The organism is Gordonia sp. p3-SID1431 (assembly GCF_025143765.1).
GTDB lineage: Bacteria > Actinomycetota > Actinomycetes > Mycobacteriales > Mycobacteriaceae > Gordonia > Gordonia hongkongensis.
Genome location: NZ_JAMBDT010000005.1, coordinates 24,797 through 41,843, shown reverse-complemented (window position 1 = coordinate 41,843; position 17,047 = coordinate 24,797). Strand labels below are relative to the sequence as shown.

Here is a 17,047-nt window from a genome sequence, read left to right as displayed (position 1 = left end):
CACACTGTAGGCGCTGCCGCGACCGGGGTCTCGCGAATCCCGGCGTTCCGGGGGCGACACTTTGTGACCGGTTCTGGAACAGCCGTCCCAGTCGCATGCTGCGACGCTCGGCCCGGCCGCGAACGACTAGGGTCGAATCATGATCCTCATCGTCGTGAAGTTCCCCATCAAGCCCGAATTCGCCGACGAGTGGCCCGAGTTGTCGCGCGAGTTCACGGAGGCGACCCGCGCCGAACCGGGTAACAAGTGGTTCGACTGGTCGCGATCGCTCGAGGACCCCAACACCTACGTCCTGGTCGAGGCGTTCGACGACGATGCCGCGGAGGCACATGTCACCGCCCCGCACTTCAAGCAGGCCCAGCAGGAACTCCCCAAGTACCTCCAGCGCACACCCGACGTCATCAACACGACGATCGAGGGCGACACCTGGTCCGAACTCGGGGAGTTCCGGGTCGACTGAGCTCTCTCAGCGGCCGGCGCGGACCTCGGAGTCCGTGTCGGCCCCCGCCGGGTCCGCCGGTCGCGCCGCGTCGTCGCCGATGCCGAGCTTCTCGCCCTCGATGTCCACGTCGGGCAGGATGCGGTCGAGCCAGCGCGGGATCCACCACGCCTTGTCGCCGAGGACGGTGAGCACCGCCGGCATCAGGGTCATCCGGACGACGAAGGCGTCGAGGAACACCGCGGCGGCCAGGGCGAAGCCCATCACCATGATGAAGGCCATGTCTTGCAGCATGAATGCGGCGAAGACCGAGATCATGATGGCCGCGGCCGCCGCCACGACGCGGGCGCTGTGGCGATATCCCTCCACCACCGCGGTCTTCGCGTCGGCGCCGTGCACGTACGCTTCCCGCATCCGGGTCACCAGGAACACCTGATAGTCCATGGCGAGTCCGAACACGATGCCCACCAACATGATCGGCAGGAACGACACCAGCGGTTGCGGGTTGTCGACGATCCCCAGGGCGCCGTCGGTGAAGAGGGCGACGGTCACACCGAAGGTCGCGGCGACGCTCAGCAGGAAGCCGAGCGCGGCGGTCAGCGGCACGAGGATCGAGCGGAACACGATGATCAGCAGGATGAAGGCGAGACCCACCACGACCAGGAGGTAGGGGATCAGCGAACTCGACAGGCGGTCGGAGATGTCGAGTTCGATCGCGGTCTGCCCGGTCACCCCGTAGGAGATGCCCGTCGTGCCCTGCACCCGGGACTCCATCTCGCGGAGCGATTCCACGAGTGCGGGCGTCGCCTCGTCGGCCGGCGCGGTCGACGGGATGATCGTGATCTTCGCGGTGTCCTGGGCCTCGTTGAGCCCGCCGGCACCGATCTGCGCCACCTCGACGTTGTCGACGCGACCCAGGTCGTCGACGAATGAGTTGAAGGCGCGCAAGCGCTCCCCGGTGTCCTGGATCTCGCGACCGTCCGCGACGACGACCAGCGGTCCGTTCACGCCGGGTCCGTAACCCTCGGCGACCATGTCGTAGGCCCGGCGCTGCGTCTCCGACGGCTCGGCGGTCCCGTCGTTGGGTAGCGCGAGCTTGAGCCCGGCCATCGGGATCGCGAGGACGACGAGGATGCCGACGATCGCGACCGTCACGGTGCGCGGCCGGGCCACGATGCGCTGGACCCAGCGCTGGCCGTTGTGCAACCGCTCCGCATCGTGCGGTCCGACATCGGGAGCGTTGAGGCGCGGCACCCGTCCGGCGAACGCCTTGCCGCCGAACAGGCCGAGGATGGCCGGCAGGAGGGTGAGCGCGACCAACACGGCAGCCACCACGGTGCCCGCGGCGGCGATACCCATCGCGGTGAGGAACGGGATGTTCACGATCGCCAGTGCGGCCAGCGCGATGACGACGGTGCTGCCGGCGAAGACGACCGCCGAACCCGCGGTGCCGACCGCCCGCCCCGCCGCGTCGGCGCGGTTCGTCGACCGATGGATCTCGTGGCGGTAGCGGGACACGATGAACAGCGCGTAGTCGATGCCGACCGCGAGGCCGATCATCGTCGCGAGAATCGGTGTCTCGTTGCTGAGGTCGAAGAAGTGGGTGCCCATCTGCACGCCGAGCATGCCGATCGCGACGCCGACGATCGCGGTGATGATCGGCATGCCCCACGCGACCAGGGAGGCGAACGTCAGGATGAGGATCAGCGCACCGACCCCGATGCCGATCAGCTCAGAGGTGATCCCGAGCTCGAATTGCTGTGTGGCCGAACCCTTCATCTCGACGGTGAGGCCGGCGGCCCGCGCGTCGTCGGCGATGGCGTCCATCTGTTCGCGCATGGTCTCGGTGACGTCCGAGGATGCCTTGACGTCGAAGGAGGCGCCGAGCTGCGCAACGGTGCCCGCCGCGTTGATCGGCGAAGTGGCCTGCGCGTCGGCGGCGGCCTCGTCCGCACTCTTGCCGAAGGTTTCCCGCTGGAAGGTCGCCGAGAGTTCACGGAGCTGACCGGGGGATTGCTCGGTGCCGTACGAGACGAACGGGTTGGCGATCGAATCGGGGCTCTTCACGTTCTCGACGGTCTTGAGGCCGGCCACCATCGAGTCGATGGTGCTCTGGAACCGGGGCTCGCTCAGCGTCGAACCCTCCGGTGCGCGCACGACATAGGTGACACCGATGTCGGAACCGAACGTCGCTTCCCCGGGGAAGCGTTCGATCATCAGGTCCTGGGCGCGCTCCGACGGGATGCCCGGGATCGAGAACGACTCCGAGGTCGGTTTGGCCAGCAGGCTCGCGCCGATGCCCAGCCCGATCAGGACCAGAACCCAGATCGCGATGGTCTTGAGGCGGTTCTCGTACGCCCATCGCCCTAGTCGGTACAGGTGTGTTGCCACGTCAGTGCTCCTCGAGGGATGGGTCGGCGAGTTCGTTCAACGGTGGGATGGGTTGTGCGAGCCCGGACGCCAGCTGGTCGAAGGCGGACTCCAGCACGGTGGCCAGGTCGGCAGCGGTGCCCGGAGTGTCGTCGTGATGGGTCACCCAGAATTCGAGGGCGACGCGGATGGTGGTGATCGCGTTGTGCAGGACGAGGCGCGGATACAGGGTGTGTGCCGGCTGTCCGCGCTGCGCGCACAGTTCGGCGAGACGCGTTTCGACGGTGTCGCCCAGCTCCATGTCGCGGGACCTGGCCGTCAGCCCCGGATCCGTGTCGAGAAGGCGAAGGAGCGCGACGATCTCCGCGGGTTCACCGACGTCGGGCGAGGTGGCGGCCTCGATGAGAGCGGTCCGGACCGAGCAGAAGAAGCTCTCGTCCGTCGGCCGGGCCTCGATCCGTTCCACGATCGTGTCGAACAGCGACGACACGAAGTGCAGCAGCGCATCCTCTTTGCCGCTGAAGTAGTTGTGGAACGTGCGGACCGAGACGTTCGCCTCGGCCGCGACGGCGTCGATCGTCACGTGATCGATGCCGTCGCGGGTGGACAACCGCAGCACGGCGCGGGCGAGCGCCGAGCGGGTCGCTGCCTTCTTCGCCTCGCGGAGTCTGGGGGAGTTCACTTCACCCACGGTACGGAACTTGCAGAAGCCTGCAAACTTGCAGGACTACACAAGATTTAGGAGAGTCCTCACACCGTCTACCCGTCGATGGCGTGCGTCACACCATCAGCCCAGTGTCGACGCGCGGGCGACCAGCTCGGGCTGGAACACCAGGTTCGACGGGACGTGGCGTTCGGCGGGATCGTCGGCCGCGCTCATCAGCAGGTCGACGGCGGTGACTCCGATGCGGGAGGTCGGCTGACGGATCGACGACAACGGGACGACGGCCGAGCGGGCGAAATCGATGTCGTCGTAACCGATGAGCGCGATGTCGTCGGGAACGCGGACGTCGCCGCCGAGCATCGTCAACGCCTGCAGGACCCCGATCGCGAGGAGATCGTTGGCGCAGAACACCGCATCCGGTCGGTCGCGGGGGGCCCTGGTCAGCAGGGCCTTTCCCGCCTCACGTCCGGCGAGCACACTCAGGTTCGCCGTCTGCACGACGTCGAGCGTGGCGCCGTCGACGGCGTCGACCGCCTCCTGCGCGCCCCGCCGGCGGTCCGCGACCTGCCGCAGGCCGGGCGGTCCGCCCACGAAGACGATCCGGCGACGACCGGTCTCGCACAGATGCGACACCGCCAGCCGCCCGCCCGCGATGTCGTCGACCGCGACGGAATCGAAGGGCGAGCCGCCGGCGTCCCGGTCGACGAGGATCACCGGGGTGCCGCGACGGCGCAGCGAGTCGAACCGCCGCAGATCGTCGCCGATCGGCGAGACGAGCAGACCGAACACCCGCTGCTCGTCGAAGGTGTCGAGATAGGCCTGTTCGCGCGATTCGTCGTCGTCGGAGGTCCCGAGCAGCACCGTGAGGTCGTGGTCGCCTGCCCGTTGTTCGGCGGCGCGGGCGATGTCGGTGAAGAAGGGGTTGCCCACGTCGAGCACCACCATGCCGACGCAACGCGATCGGCCCGCACGGAGTTGGCGCGCGGCGTCGTTGCGCACGAAACCCAGCTGGTCGATCGCCGCCTGGACCCGCGCGACGGTCGCGGGCGAGACCTTTCCGGGCGAGTTGAGCACGTTCGAGACCGTGCCCACCGACACCGAGGCCGCCGCCGCGACGTCCCGCATGCTCACACCCATGTGTCCATCTCACCAGATGCGATGCCGGTACCCGCGTTTCGCGGACTCGGGAGGGTCGCCCATCTCGCGAGCTGATTGACTACGAACACCCGCGGTACCCCCTGTAGGAAAGGCGCTTCATGTCGACTCCGGCCAGCCCGTTCTCCGCGGACTACGAACCCGATCCGCGACGCTGGAAGGCGCTCGCGGTGTGCCTGGTGGTCGGTTTCATGACCCTTCTCGACGTCTCGATCGTCAACGTCGCGCTCCCGTCCATCGAATCCGGACTCGGCGCGGACTCGGCCGACCTGTCGTGGGTCGTGTCCGGCTACGCCCTCGCCTTCGGACTCGTCCTGGTCCCGGCCGGCCGGGTCGGGGACGCACGCGGCCGCAAGGTGACCTTCCTCATCGGGCTGTCCCTGTTCGTGCTGGCGTCGGCGGCATGTGGGTTCGCCCAGGGTCCGACGCAACTCGTCGTCTTCCGCCTGATCCAGGGCGTCGCGGGCGGCATTCTCGCGCCGCAGGTCTCCGGGCTCATCCAGCTGCTGTTCCGCGGGGCCGAGCGTGGCCGGGCCTTCGGCATGTTCGCCGCGACCATCGGTATCTCGACCGCGGTCGGGCCGCTGCTCGGTGGGGTCCTCATCCAGCTGGGCGGGTCCGCCGACGGGTGGCGCTGGATCTTTTTCGTGAACGTGCCGATCGGCATCGCGGCCTTCGTCGCCGCGATCCGGTTGATCCCGGCTCGGCCCGAGGAACTCAAACAACCGCTGCGGGGGAGTTTCGACCCGGTGGGCGTTGTGCTCCTGGGCACCGGGGTGTTCGCGCTGATGCTGCCGATGGTCCAGGAGCAGGAGTGGCCCGGCGGGCGGAAATGGCTGCTGCTCGTCGTCGCGGCGGTGCTGATCGGTGCGTTCGTCCTGTGGGAACGCCGGCAGGGCCGCGTCGGCCGCCAGCAACTCGTCGACCTCTCGTTGTTCTCCATGCGGTCGTACACGTTGGGGTGCATCATCGCGATGGTCTACTTCGCCGGGTTCACCACGGTGTTCTTCATCTACACGCTGTTCGTCCAGCAGGGCCTGGGCTACTCGGCACTGCAGGCCGGTCTGGCGGTGACCCCCTTCGCGCTCGGCTCGGCGGTGTCGGCCAGCGTCGGCGGTAACATCGTCAACCGGGTCGGGCGCTCGCTGGTGTTGCTCGGTCTGGGCCTGGTGGTCGTGGGGATGATCGCGACGATCGTCGCCGTCGCGCTCGTGTCTGGTCCCGGTGTCGGGTACGCCGCCGCGCTGCCGCTGCTGGTGGCGGGTATCGGTTCCGGTCTCGTGATCTCGCCCAACCTCACGCTCAGCCTCGACCAGGTGCCGGTGACCAAGGCGGGCATCGCCGGCGGCGTCCTGCAGACCGGTCAGCGCATCGGGGCCGCCGCGGGGATCGCGCTCGTCGGTGCGGTGTTCTTCGCCCAGGTGGCGAACACCGGAGGCGACTGGGCGCGGGCGTTCCAGATCGGGCTGGCGACCGCCGCGGTCCTGGTGCTGATCGCGCTGGTGGTGGGCCTCGTGGATCACTTCGCCCACCGCCGCGAGGACGCGGAGGTCGCGTAGGCGGCCGGTCTGATGCCCACGCGACCTCGGCAGTCGAGCCTCAGGAACGCGCCCGGGGCACCAGCCGCTCGAGCTGGGTCACGTGCGCGGGTGTCAGCTCGTCCAGCGAGGCGACACCGAGCAGCCGCATCGTACGTGCGATCTGCTCGCCGAGGATCTCGATCATCCGGTCCACCCCGGCCTCCCCGCCGGCCATCAGGCCGTACAGGTAGGCCCGGCCGACGAGCGTGAACCGCGCGCCGAGGGCGACCGACGCCACGATGTCGGCACCGCTCATGATGCCGGTGTCGAGCATGACATCGGTGTCCGCGCCGACCTCGCGGGCCACCTCGGGCAGGAGGTGGAACGGGATCGGTGCGCGGTCGAGTTGGCGCCCTCCGTGATTCGACAACACGATGCCGTCGGCGCCGAGGGCCGTGACGGCCTTGGCGTCGTCGACGGTCTGAATGCCCTTGACCACCAGCTTGCCCGGCCACTGCGACTTGATCCACGCCAGATCGTCGAAGGTGACGGTGGGGTCGAACATCGTGTCCAGCAGTTCGGCCACCGTTCCGGACCATCGATCGAGCGAGGCGAACGCCAGGGGCTCGGTGGTGAGGAAGTCGATCCACCACTGCGGGCGCGGGATGGCGTTGAGCACGGTCTTGGCGGTCAGCGCCGGCGGGATCGACATGCCGTTGCGCTTGTCGCGCAGACGAGCCCCGGCGACCGGCACGTCGACGGTCACCAGCAGGGTGTCGTATCCGGCCTTCGCCGCGCGGTCGACCAGGGCCATCGAGCGCTCCCGGTCCTTCCACATGTACAGCTGGAACCAGTTGCGGCCGTGCGGATTCGCATCCCGGACGTCCTCGATCGACGCCGTACCCATCGTCGACAGCGAGAAGGGGATCCCGGCCCGGCCGGCGGCGCGCGCACCAGCGTATTCGCCCTCGGTCTGCATCATCCGGGTGAACCCGGTGGGTGCGATGCCGAACGGCAGTTCCGAACGCCCGCCGAGGATCGTGCACGAGGTGTCGACCTTGGACACGTCACGCAGGATGGCCGGGTGGAACTCGATGTCGGCGAACGCCTGTCGCGCGCGTTCGATGGACAGCTCGGCCTCGGCCGATCCGTCGGTGTAGTCGAAGGCCGCCTTCGGGGTGCGGCGCTTGGCGATCGCGCGCAGGTCCTCGATGGTGAGGGCGGCGTCGAGACGGCGCTTCTTCGCGTCGAACTGGGGCTTCTTGAACTGCATCAGCGGCGCGAGGTCGCGCGGTTTGGGAACTCGACGCTTCATGGGAGAACTGCCTTGCATGGTCATGCCTTTCCTGTCCCCACCGCGGTCCGGGAGCGCGTGCCGCGGGAGTGTCGGGGTGCGTAGTGTTGCGGCGGGAACCTGTCGACGACGATAGACCTCATCGCCTCGAGGTCGCCATCGATCAGACCGTGGGCGCGGGCGGTGATCAGCACGTTGCCCAGCGCGGTCGCCTCCACCGGACCGGCCTGCACCGGCAGGCCCAGCCGATCGGCGGTGAGTTGGCACAGCAGCCGGTTCTGCGAGCCGCCGCCGACGAGATGGACGGTCTCCACCGTCGTGCCGGACAGTTCGGCCGCTCGCGCCACCCCGTCGGCGAAGGCCGCCGCGAGGCTCTCGACGATCGTGCGCACCATCTCGGCGCGCGTCATCGGCGGACGCATGCCGCGCTCGTCGTACCAGTCGCGAATGCGTCCGGGCATGTCTCCCGGCGGGAGGAACCGGGCGTCGTCGGTGTCGAAGATCTCGACCGTCGCCGGCGCCTCGGCGGCCTGCGCGAGCAGTTCACCGAGTTCGGCGCGATACCCTTCGCGCTGGTACTGGCGGACCGTCTCGCTGAGCAGCCACAGGCCCATCACGTTGTGCAGGTAGCGGATACGGCCGTCGGCGCCGACCTCGTTGGTGAAGTTGGCCTTCCACCCGTCGCGGGAGACGACCGGCTGCTCGAGTTCGACGCCGACCAGACCCCAGGTCCCGCACGAGATGTACGCCGACCGCGACGGGTCCATCGGGATGGCGGCGACCGCCGACGCGGTGTCGTGGGACGCGACCGCGGTGACGCGGGTCGACGTCGACAGTCCGAGGCGCTCGGCGACGTCGCCGAGCAACGGGCCCTGGTCGGTGCCGGTCTCCACGAGGTCGGGGAACAAGCCGACGGGCAATCCGAGACGCTCCATCATCGCGGTGTCCCACCGCCCGTTGATGCCGAGCAATCCGGTGGTCGAGGCGTTGGTGCGTTCGGTGCCGCGTCGGCCCGTGAGCCAGTATGTGATGAGGTCCGGGATCAGCAGGGCGGTGTCGGCCTGATCGAGCAACCCGTCGGCCTTCTCGGCGGCCAATTGGTACACGGTGGTGAACGGCAGGAACTGTAAGCCGTTGCGCACGTACAGGTCCGCGGGACCGAGTTCGGCGTGCACGGCGTCGACCCCGACCACGCTCCGGGTGTCCCGGTAGTGGTGCGGCAACCCGATCATGCGGCCCTCCCGCAGGAGCGCGTAGTCCACCGCCCAGGAGTCCACCCCGATCCCGACCAGATCGTCGGACTGCCTGCCCGCCTCGGCGAGGCCGGCCGACGCGGCGCGGAACAGCGCCGGGACATCCCAGTGCAGCGCGGACCTGCGCCCGTTCCAGATGTGGACCGGGTCATTGGTGAACCGGGCGACCTGTTCGAGCTCGAGTCGTCCGCGCGAGACGTCGGCCAGCATGACCCGGCCGCTGGTCGCGCCCAGGTCGAGCGCGGCGACCGGGGCGGACCGGGTGGATCGGCTCATCGCAGGAACGCGGCGGCGACGCCCGCGTCCACCGGCACGTGCAGGCCGGTGGTGTGCGAGAAGTCGGACGTGCAGAGTGCGAAGGCGGCGTTGGCGATGTTCTCCGGCAGCACCTCGCGCTTGAGCAGGGTGCGCTGCGCGTAGAACTTGCCGAGATCCTTCTCCTCGACGCCGTAGACGGCGGCGCGCTTGGCGCCCCAACCGCCGGCGAAGATCCCCGAACCACGCACCACGCCATCGGGATTGATGCCGTTGACCTTGACCCCGTGCTCGCCGAGCTCGGCGGCCAGGAGACGGACCTGATGGGCCTGGTCGGCCTTCGTCGCCGAATAGGCGATGTTGTTGGGGCCGGCGAAGACCGAGTTCTTCGACGAGATGTACAGGATGTCGCCGCCGAGCTTCTGATCGATGAGGGCGCGTGCGGCAGCCTTGCTCACCAGGAACGAACCACGGGCCATCACGTTGTGCTGGAGGTCCCAGTCGGCGGCGGTGGTGTCCAGCAACGACTTCGACAGCGACAGGCCGGCGTTGTTCACGACGAGGTCGATGCCGCCGAAGGCGAGCACCGTCGCGTCGATCGCGGACTGTACGGCCGCTTCGTCGGTGACGTCGGCGGCCACCCCGATGGCGACATCGGTCGAACCGATCTCCTCGGCGGCCGCCCGTGCCTTCTCGGCGTCGAGGTCGGCGATCACCACGCATGCACCTTCGGCGGCCAGACGCGTCGCGATGGCCTTGCCGATGCCGGATGCCGCCCCGGTGACCAGGGCGATGCGGGTCGCGAGCGGCTTGGGCTTCGGCATGCGGGCGAGCTTGGCCTCCTCGAGCAACCAGTACTCGATCCGGAACTTCTCCGACTCGTCGATCGGTGCGTAGGTCGAGATGGCCTCGGCGCCGCGCATCACCTTGATGGCGTTCAGGTAGAACTCGCCGGCGACACGTGCGGTCTGCTTGTCCTTGCCGAAGCTGAACATTCCGACGCCCGGGATCAGCACGATGGCCGGGTCGGCGCCGCGCATCGCGGGGCTGTCCGCGGTGGCGTGACGGTCGTAGTACGCGCGGTAGTCCTCGCGGTAGGCCTCGTGCAGTGCCGTGAGGCGCTCCTTGCACTCCTCGACGCTCGTGTCGGCCGGGAGGTCGAGGACCATCGGCTTGACCTTGGTGCGCAGGAAGTGGTCCGGGCAACTGGTGCCGAGTGCGGCCAGGCGCGGATGCTCCTCTGCCGCCAGGAATTCGAGGACCGGGTCGACGTCGGTGAAGTGACCGACCTGCGGCTTGTCCATCGAGGCGAGGCCGCGGATGAACGGGGCGAGCGCCGCGGCCTTGGCCCGGCGTTCCTCGGCGGGCAATGCGCCGTAGCCGTCGATCGGGCCGCCGAAGGGTTGCGGGCGACCGTTGGCGGCGATGTACTCCTCGGCGGTGCGGATGATCTCCAGCGAATGTGCCTGCGCCTCATCGGAGGTGTCGCCCCAGGCGGTGATCCCGTGGCCGCCGAGGATGCAACCGATGGCCTGCGGGTTGTCCTTCTTGATCGCCGAGATGTCCAGCCCGAGCTGGAAACCCGGACGACGCCACGGCACCCACACGACGCGGTCACCGAAGATCTTGTGCGTCAAGACCTCGCCGTCGGCCGCGGTCGCGATGGCGATACCGGAGTCCGGGTGCAGGTGGTCGACGTGCGCGGCGTCGACGAGGCCGTGCATCGCGGTGTCGATCGACGGTGCGGCACCGCCCTTTCCGTGCAGGCAGTAATCGAAGGCGGCGACCATCTCGTCCTCACGGTCGAGGCCGGGATAGACGTCGACGAGCGCACGCATGCGATCGAGCCGGAGCACGGCCAGGCCCTTCTCGGTGAGGGTGCCGAGATCACCGCCGGAGCCCTTCACCCAGAGCAGTTCGACGTCTTCACCGGTGACCGGGTCGGTGTCGGAGCCCTTGGCGGAGGTGTTGCCGCCGGCGTAGTTGGTGTTCTTCGGATCCGATCCGAGTCGGTTGGACCGCTCGATGAGGGCGGCGACTGCGGGATTGGTCATTAGGGGTGATCTCCTCGGGAGTTCAGGGAACTGGGGCTGGGGGAGGGCTCAGGCGCCCCAGGACGACTGGGTACCGCCGACACGCTCGGCGACGATGCGCTCGTGGTATCCGGAGTCGACGTATGCGGCCATCGGGTCTGCGGGCAGGCCGCGACGGACACGACGCTCGGCGAGCATCGGACGGACGTCGGTGTAGAACGCGTCCATCACGATCGCGTTCGCGCCCAACACGTCTCCGGCGGCCTGTGCCTCGGTCAGCGCATCGGTGTCGACGAGTAGTGCGCGGGCCGTCATCTCCTCGACGTTCAGCACCGAACGGAGCTGGCCGGGGATCTTCTCCTCGACGTTGTGGCATTGATCGAGCATGAGAGCGACCGGCGACCCGGCGTCGAGCCCGCCGCCGCGGATCACCTCGAACAGGATCCGGAAGAGCTGGAACGGATCCGCGGCACCGACGATGAGGTCGTCATCGGCGTAGAAGCGCGAGTTGAAGTCGAAGGAACCCAGCTTTCCGAGGCGAAGCAGCTGCGCGACGATGAACTCGATGTTGGTTCCCGGCGCGTGATGGCCGGTGTCGAGGCAGACCATCGCCCGCTCGCCGAGCGCGGTCACATGGGCGTAGGAGGTGCCCCAGTCGGGGACGTCGGTGACATACGTCGCGGGCTCGAAGAACTTGTACTCCAACACGAGTCGCTGGTCGTCGCCGATGTGCTGGTAGATGGTCGCGAGCGACTCGGCGAGCCGGTCCTGGCGTCCGCGGATGTCGCCCTGTCCGGGGTAGTTGGTGCCGTCGGCCAGCCAGATCTTCAGATCGCGCGAACCGGTCGCGTTCATCACCTCGATGCAGGCGAGGTGATGGTCGATGGCCATCTGCCGCACCGTCTTGTCGGTGTGGGTCAGGCTGCCGAACTTGTAGGCGTCGTCCTGGAAGGTGTTGGAGTTGACGGTGCCCAGGCCGACGCCGAGATCCTTAGCGTAAGCCGCCAGGGCGGTGTAGTCGTCGACGGTGTCCCACGGGATGTGCAGGGCGACGGTGGGTGCCAGCCCGGTCAGCTCGTTGACCTTCGCGGCGTCGGCGATCTTCTCGTGGATGGTGCGGGGGGTGCCCGGGGTGCCGAACACCTTGAACCGGGTGCCGGAGTTGCCGAACGCCCAGGAGGGGAGCTCGATCTCGAGGTTGTCGAGGATCGTCTCGTCAAAGGTGGCCATGAGATTTCTTTCGGTTGGGATTCCCCGCCGCCGGCGTCGGGGTCAGCCGGCGGCGGGGAGGTCTGAGTGGAACAGTCGAACTGGTGGAACGTTTCAATCGTGCACGGCGCGATCAGGCCCGTGGTGTCAGGCCGGGGCTTTGTGTCCCGACTCCGCGGCCGGGTTGGTGCCCGGGGTCGGGTGCGCGGCGGATGCCGGTGTCTCGATGAGCTCGGGTGACAGCGGAGCGCCGTAGCGCTCGACCTCGATCTGCTGCAGCGTCTTGCCCTGGGTGTCCGGAGCCGCGATGGCGCCGATGATCAGCGCGACGGTGAGCAGTGCGACCAGCAGGATGCCGACCGTGGTGAGTCCGGTGGCCGCGAGCATGGTGGGGAAGAAGTAGCTCAACAGACCGGTTGCGGTGCGGACGGCGAAGAACATGACGCCCTGGGCGCTGGCCCGATAGGGCGTCGCGAACATCTCGCTGGCCCAGAGGCTGTAGAACGCCTGCGCGCCGATGCCCGAGGAGATGCCCCACAGGACCGCGAAGACGAGCATCGTGGCGACACCGCTGTCGGTGAAGGCGACCAGCACGATCCAGGCGACGATGCCCAATGCGGCGCCGAAGACGTACAGGGCGCGCTGGGAGACCCGGTCGGCATATCGCATGAAGCCGAAGTAGGTCGCGAGGACGGTGCATCCCCAGACCAGCACCTGCAGCAGGTTCTGCTGGACCGCGCTCTCGACGCCCGCGGTCTCGTAGACACGCGGCATGAAGATGCCGGCCTGTCCGGCCACGGTGTTCCAGAAGAGGTAGATGCCACCGAGCAGGAGTAGTGCGGTGATGTTGACCTTCTTGGAGAACAGGCCCTTGATTCCGCGGGCGCCGACGGAAGCGGTGAGCTCACGGGTCTCGTTGACCGCCTCGTCTGACCAGATCTTGGACTCCGCGAGCCCTTGGCGAATCCACCAGACGACCGCGGCGACGACGAAGAGGTGCAGGAAGATGATCCGCGAACCCAGCAGGCCCATCGGGGCGAGCGCGGCCGCCAGTGCGAAGCCGATCAGGGGTCCGACCGACCAGGCGAGCTGGGCGGTGCCGACGTGTTTGGCGCGTTCGACCGATGGCGCCTCTTCGGCGATGTAGGTCCAGGACGCGGGTACGCCCGCGCCGACCGCGAGGCCGGTGATGATGAACGCCGCCAGCAGCATGGTGAAGTTGAGCGCGAAGGCGGCGAGCAACACGCCGGCCATGTAGACCAGCAGGTCGTAGGTGTAGATCGCCTTGCGGCCGTAGCGGTCGCACAGCGGTCCGCCGATGGCGGCACCGACCGCCGCGCCGAACGCGTTGGCGCTCAGTGCGGCCAACAGGCCGACGGCGAAGTTGCTGATGCCGAACTCGTCCTGCCAGAAGGTCAGGCTGGTGGCGATCGCGATGATCGAGCCGGCTTCGATGTAGTTCGACATGGCAACCGAGATGGTCGCCCGCCAGCCGGTGGTGGAGCGCGCTCCTACTTTCATGGGATTCCTAGCGTCGGAGATCAGTAGAGAGGGTCGGGATCGGAGGGGTCAAGCCGGGTTCGCTGATGTCGGTGTGCCCGTCAGTACGCGTCGTGTGTTCGATGTCGGTCAGTCGAGGTGGAAGTACTCGAGGAGTTCGGTGCGGATGGTGTCGGGATTGGCGCCGTCGGCGTCTCCGCCGGTAGCCGGGAGGAAGTACTCGGACATGCGCGCCTGCCACCGGGCGTTGACGTCCGTTGCTTCCATGGCGGCGGCGGTCGTCGCGAAGTCGTCGGTCTCGAGGTAACCCACGACCATGCCGTCGTCCTTGCGGAGGAACAACGAGTAGTTGCGCCATCCGGTCTCGCGCAGGGCGTCGAGCATCTCCGGCCACACGTCCGTGTGGGCGTCGAGGTAGTCCTCGACGCGCTCCGGGCGGAGCTGGAGCACGAAGCAGACGCGCTGGGGGTCGGACATGGCTGCTCCTGACAAACGACGTGATGGGAAACGCAGACCGTCGAGAGAGGATCAACCCGGCGAATTAAAACGTTTCAATTTGTGATGGCAGCAACACTAAGAGCGGCCTGTGAGGATGTCAAGACCCGGTTCGCACAAAGCGCACCCCGCCGGAACGGGATCGGTCATGCTCTGTTCGTGCTGGGATTCGGGAAGACGCGCGGAGCAGATGTCGGGGGCAGGATCGCGATCGTGACCGGGGGCGGGTCCGGTATCGGGGCCGCGCTCACGCGCGCGCTGGTGACCCGGGGAGCCCACGTCACCTGCGCGGACATCGACCTACCCGCGGCGCAGCGGGTGGCGGACTCATTGTCCGGTGGGCCGGGCACCGCACGGGCGGTGCAACTGGATGTGACGGATGCCGCCGCTGTGCGGCGGGTGGTCGACGAGGTCGTCGCCGAGTGGGGGCGCCTGGATCTGATGTTCAACAACGCCGGGATCACCTGGGGTGGTCCGACCGAGATGCTGACGCCGGAACAATGGGACGCGATCATCGACGTCAACATCCGGGGCGTCGTGCACGGGGTCGCGGCCGCGTACCCGGTGATGATCGAGCAGCGTTACGGACACATCGTCAACACGGCGTCGATGGCCGGGCTCGTCGCCGCCGGACTGATCACGAGCTACGTGATGACCAAACATGCGGTCGTGGGGCTGTCGCTCGCACTACGTACCGAGGCCGCGGGCCGCGGGGTGAACGTGCTGGCGGTGTGTCCCTCGGCAGTGGAGACCCCGATCCTGGACAAGGGTTCGGTCGGCGGATTCGTCGGCCGCTCTTATTATTTGGCGAGTCAGGGTTCGTCGACCGCGTACGACGCCGACCGCCTTGCCCGGGACACGCTCGCCGCCATCGAGCGGAATCAACCACTGCTGGTCGTCCCGCGTCGATCCCGGATCACCTGGCGCGTCCAGCGATTGGCGCCCGGCCTCACGAATCGGCTTGCCGCGCAATTCATCGATCGGCAACGCGCGGAGGTGCGGCCGGAGGGTTAACCGCCGGCGGTGCTGCTCAGGATGGCGATGATGACACCGGCCACGGTCAGTACACCGACGACCCAGGCCATCGTGATCGCGACCCGTCTGCGTCCGAACCGGGCCGCGTTGATCGCGATCCCGAGGCACGCCAGGACCGCGATCGAGTACACCGAGATACCGAGGGTGAGCAGGGCGACGGAGGAGTCGGCGAGCAGGACAACCCGAGTGGACATGACACCGAGTACATCATCAGCGGGCTCGGGGGATGCACGCGGATCGACTCGGAGGGGTGCACGGGCGCCGACGTCGTGACGTATGTCGTCGCGTTGGGTCACGGGGCCGCGGCACGCCGCGGCCGGTAGGCGACCACGAGCACGAGCAGGGCGACCATCGCGAACGACGAACCGACCAGAATCGTTGTGCCGGTAGCAGTTCCGGACGGATCGCTACGTTGGAGTGGGCCGAACACGGTCATCAGCGTGGCGAGTCCGAGCGCGCCACCGACCTGCAACAACGCCTGCATCAGGCCCGAGGCGGCGCCGGCGTCGGCTGCGGGCGAGTTGTCCACGATCAGGACGTTCGCCGGCACCACGGACAGGCCGATTCCCGCACCCATGATCATCGAGGGCGCCAGAATCGCTGCGGCGAAGGTGGAGTCGGGCCCGACGAACGACAACCACACGAGCCCGGCGGTCGCCAGGGACAATCCCGCCATCAACACCGCAGCCGCACCGAAGCGCGCGACGAGACGGGCGGTGATCCCGGTGACCGTCAATCCGATGTTGAGAACCATGAACGGCAGGAACGCGAACCCGGACGCGACGACGCTGTAACCCATCACGTCCTGGAGGTGCAGGGTCATGAAGGTGAACATGCCCATCATCGCGCCGGGCAAGAGCAACATCACCACGAAGGGCGCGGTCCTGCGCGCGGAGTTCACCAATCGGGGCGGCAGCAGGGGATGGCTCGTACGACGCTGTCTGATCGCGAACGCCGTGAGCGTCGATGCGCCGACGGCGAGAGAAGCGATGGTCACCGGGTCGGCCCAGGAGACCTCGGAGGCGCGGATGAAGCCGAAGACGACCGCCGCGACACCCGCCGCGGACAGCAGGGTGTCCCAGAGACCCAGGTGACCGGGCTGCCGGGGTGTCTCATCGACGGTGAACGGTGCGGCGATGAGGATCGCCACCCCGATCGGGACGTTGACCAGCATCACCCAGTGCCACGACAGCTGTTCGGTGAGTACGCCGCCCAGCAGCAGGCCGAGCGCTCCGCCCGAGGCGGCACCCAGGGAGAACCAGCTGATGGCCCGGGCGCGATCGGGACCGGGCGGAAAGTTGGCGACGATCAGTCCCAGGGCCGTCGGCGCGGCGAGCGCGGCTCCCACGCCCTGCAGGACGCGAGCGATGAGAAGCATCCACGCGCTGGTGGCGAGTCCGCCGAGGAGCGAGGCCGCGGTGAACAGGGCGATGCCGTAGAGCAGCGCGCGACGCCGTCCGATCAGGTCGCCCAAGCGGCCGCCGAGCAGCAGCAGGCCACCCACCGCCAGCACGTAGGCGTTCATCACCCACGACTGAGACACCTCGCTGAAACCCAGGTCGTCACGGATGCGGGGGAGCGCGACGGTGACGATCGTGCCGTCGAGGATCACCATCAGCTGGCTCGCCACCACGACGACCAGTCCGATCCAGGTGCGGCGGTCGATCGTCGACCCTGCGGTGTCGGAACCTGTCGCGGGAGCGACGCGATCGGTGGTCTGGGACATCAGGGCCTCCCGGGCGGGTAAGGTCGAACAGGAGAGTGTCTCCAATTGGAGACTGTCTCCGTTTATTGAACCGGAGGTGCTCTCCGGTTACAAGTGTTT

The 17,047-nt window shown here is 68.1% G+C and carries 14 protein-coding genes; 3 read left to right on the top strand and 11 right to left on the bottom strand.

What is annotated here, in order from left to right; all coding sequences use genetic code 11:
- The first annotated feature begins 139 nt into the window (after positions 1–139).
- Complete coding sequence (locus M4D77_RS02735) at positions 140–460, top strand: putative quinol monooxygenase (RefSeq protein ID WP_068971038.1); 321 nt, start codon at positions 140–142, stop codon at positions 458–460.
- A gap of 6 nt (positions 461–466) precedes the next feature.
- On the opposite strand, the gene M4D77_RS02730 is transcribed toward M4D77_RS02735, so the two are convergent.
- From M4D77_RS02730 to M4D77_RS02720, 3 genes are all read right to left on the bottom strand, one after another.
- A complete protein-coding gene (locus M4D77_RS02730) occupies positions 467–2,830 on the bottom strand; it encodes an MMPL family transporter (RefSeq protein WP_259935492.1) in 2,364 nt (787 codons plus the stop codon).
- Between the two features lies 1 nt (position 2,831).
- Positions 2,832–3,491: a TetR/AcrR family transcriptional regulator gene (locus tag M4D77_RS02725; RefSeq protein WP_259935491.1), complete on the bottom strand. Its 660-nt coding sequence runs from the start codon at positions 3,489–3,491 to the stop codon at positions 2,832–2,834.
- Between the two features lie 105 nt (positions 3,492–3,596).
- Positions 3,597–4,610 carry a LacI family DNA-binding transcriptional regulator gene (locus M4D77_RS02720; protein WP_078112102.1) on the bottom strand — a complete coding sequence of 338 codons (1,014 nt, stop codon included), beginning with the start codon at positions 4,608–4,610 and terminating at the stop codon, positions 3,597–3,599.
- Between the two features lie 119 nt (positions 4,611–4,729).
- Here M4D77_RS02720 and M4D77_RS02715 point away from each other — a divergent pair, with 119 nt between their 5' ends.
- Positions 4,730–6,187 carry an MFS transporter gene (locus M4D77_RS02715; RefSeq protein ID WP_205333259.1) on the top strand — a complete coding sequence of 486 codons (1,458 nt, stop codon included), beginning with the start codon at positions 4,730–4,732 and terminating at the stop codon, positions 6,185–6,187.
- A gap of 40 nt (positions 6,188–6,227) precedes the next feature.
- Here the strand turns inward: M4D77_RS02715 and M4D77_RS02710 are convergent, their stop codons facing one another.
- The 6 genes from M4D77_RS02710 to M4D77_RS02685 form a co-directional block, all read right to left on the bottom strand.
- Positions 6,228–7,463: an alpha-hydroxy acid oxidase gene (locus M4D77_RS02710; RefSeq protein WP_058250776.1), complete on the bottom strand. Its 1,236-nt coding sequence runs from the start codon at positions 7,461–7,463 to the stop codon at positions 6,228–6,230.
- 20 nt (positions 7,464–7,483) lie between these two features.
- Positions 7,484–8,971 (bottom strand): rhamnulokinase family protein, encoded by a 1,488-nt coding sequence (locus M4D77_RS02705; RefSeq protein ID WP_259935490.1) that lies wholly within the window; start codon positions 8,969–8,971, stop codon positions 7,484–7,486.
- The gene (locus tag M4D77_RS02700) at positions 8,968–11,004 is read right to left on the bottom strand and encodes a bifunctional rhamnulose-1-phosphate aldolase/short-chain dehydrogenase (protein WP_055474926.1); all 2,037 of its coding nucleotides are present in this window, start codon (positions 11,002–11,004) and stop codon (positions 8,968–8,970) included. Before M4D77_RS02700 ends, M4D77_RS02705 begins: the two co-directional genes overlap by 4 nt.
- A gap of 48 nt (positions 11,005–11,052) precedes the next feature.
- Positions 11,053–12,213, bottom strand: coding sequence for an L-rhamnose isomerase (gene rhaI / locus M4D77_RS02695; RefSeq protein ID WP_055474925.1), 1,161 nt, complete (start codon positions 12,211–12,213; stop codon positions 11,053–11,055).
- 126 nt (positions 12,214–12,339) lie between these two features.
- Entirely contained in the window at positions 12,340–13,713 is a 1,374-nt protein-coding gene (locus M4D77_RS02690; RefSeq protein ID WP_055474924.1) for an MFS transporter, read from the bottom strand.
- 108 nt (positions 13,714–13,821) lie between these two features.
- Positions 13,822–14,169: an L-rhamnose mutarotase gene (locus M4D77_RS02685; RefSeq protein WP_068972361.1), complete on the bottom strand. Its 348-nt coding sequence runs from the start codon at positions 14,167–14,169 to the stop codon at positions 13,822–13,824.
- Between the two features lie 177 nt (positions 14,170–14,346).
- Here M4D77_RS02685 and M4D77_RS02680 point away from each other — a divergent pair, with 177 nt between their 5' ends.
- Complete coding sequence (locus M4D77_RS02680) at positions 14,347–15,201, top strand: SDR family oxidoreductase (RefSeq protein WP_259935488.1); 855 nt, start codon at positions 14,347–14,349, stop codon at positions 15,199–15,201.
- Here the strand turns inward: M4D77_RS02680 and M4D77_RS02675 are convergent.
- Together M4D77_RS02675 and M4D77_RS02670 are read right to left on the bottom strand one after the other, a co-directional pair.
- Positions 15,198–15,416, bottom strand: coding sequence for a hypothetical protein (locus M4D77_RS02675; protein ID WP_259935487.1), 219 nt, complete (start codon positions 15,414–15,416; stop codon positions 15,198–15,200). The two genes, M4D77_RS02680 and M4D77_RS02675, sit on opposite strands and share 4 nt — an antisense overlap.
- A 98-nt stretch (positions 15,417–15,514) precedes the next feature.
- Entirely contained in the window at positions 15,515–16,948 is a 1,434-nt protein-coding gene (locus tag M4D77_RS02670) for an MFS transporter (RefSeq protein ID WP_259935486.1), read from the bottom strand.
- Positions 16,949–17,047 lie beyond the last annotated feature (99 nt).

Coding starts and splice junctions, on each gene's coding strand:
- M4D77_RS02720 (WP_078112102.1), bottom strand. CDS start 4,610: ATGGGTGTGAGCATGCGGGACGTCGCGGCGGCGGCCTCGGTGTCGGTG.
- M4D77_RS02675 (WP_259935487.1), bottom strand. CDS start 15,416: ATGTCCACTCGGGTTGTCCTGCTCGCCGACTCCTCCGTCGCCCTGCTC.
- rhaI (WP_055474925.1), bottom strand. CDS start 12,213: ATGGCCACCTTTGACGAGACGATCCTCGACAACCTCGAGATCGAGCTC.
- M4D77_RS02685 (WP_068972361.1), bottom strand. CDS start 14,169: ATGTCCGACCCCCAGCGCGTCTGCTTCGTGCTCCAGCTCCGCCCGGAG.
- M4D77_RS02690 (WP_055474924.1), bottom strand. CDS start 13,713: ATGAAAGTAGGAGCGCGCTCCACCACCGGCTGGCGGGCGACCATCTCG.
- M4D77_RS02700 (WP_055474926.1), bottom strand. CDS start 11,004: ATGACCAATCCCGCAGTCGCCGCCCTCATCGAGCGGTCCAACCGACTC.
- M4D77_RS02735 (WP_068971038.1), top strand. CDS start 140: ATGATCCTCATCGTCGTGAAGTTCCCCATCAAGCCCGAATTCGCCGAC.
- M4D77_RS02670 (WP_259935486.1), bottom strand. CDS start 16,948: ATGTCCCAGACCACCGATCGCGTCGCTCCCGCGACAGGTTCCGACACC.
- M4D77_RS02710 (WP_058250776.1), bottom strand. CDS start 7,463: ATGAAGCGTCGAGTTCCCAAACCGCGCGACCTCGCGCCGCTGATGCAG.
- M4D77_RS02715 (WP_205333259.1), top strand. CDS start 4,730: ATGTCGACTCCGGCCAGCCCGTTCTCCGCGGACTACGAACCCGATCCG.
- M4D77_RS02705 (WP_259935490.1), bottom strand. CDS start 8,971: ATGAGCCGATCCACCCGGTCCGCCCCGGTCGCCGCGCTCGACCTGGGC.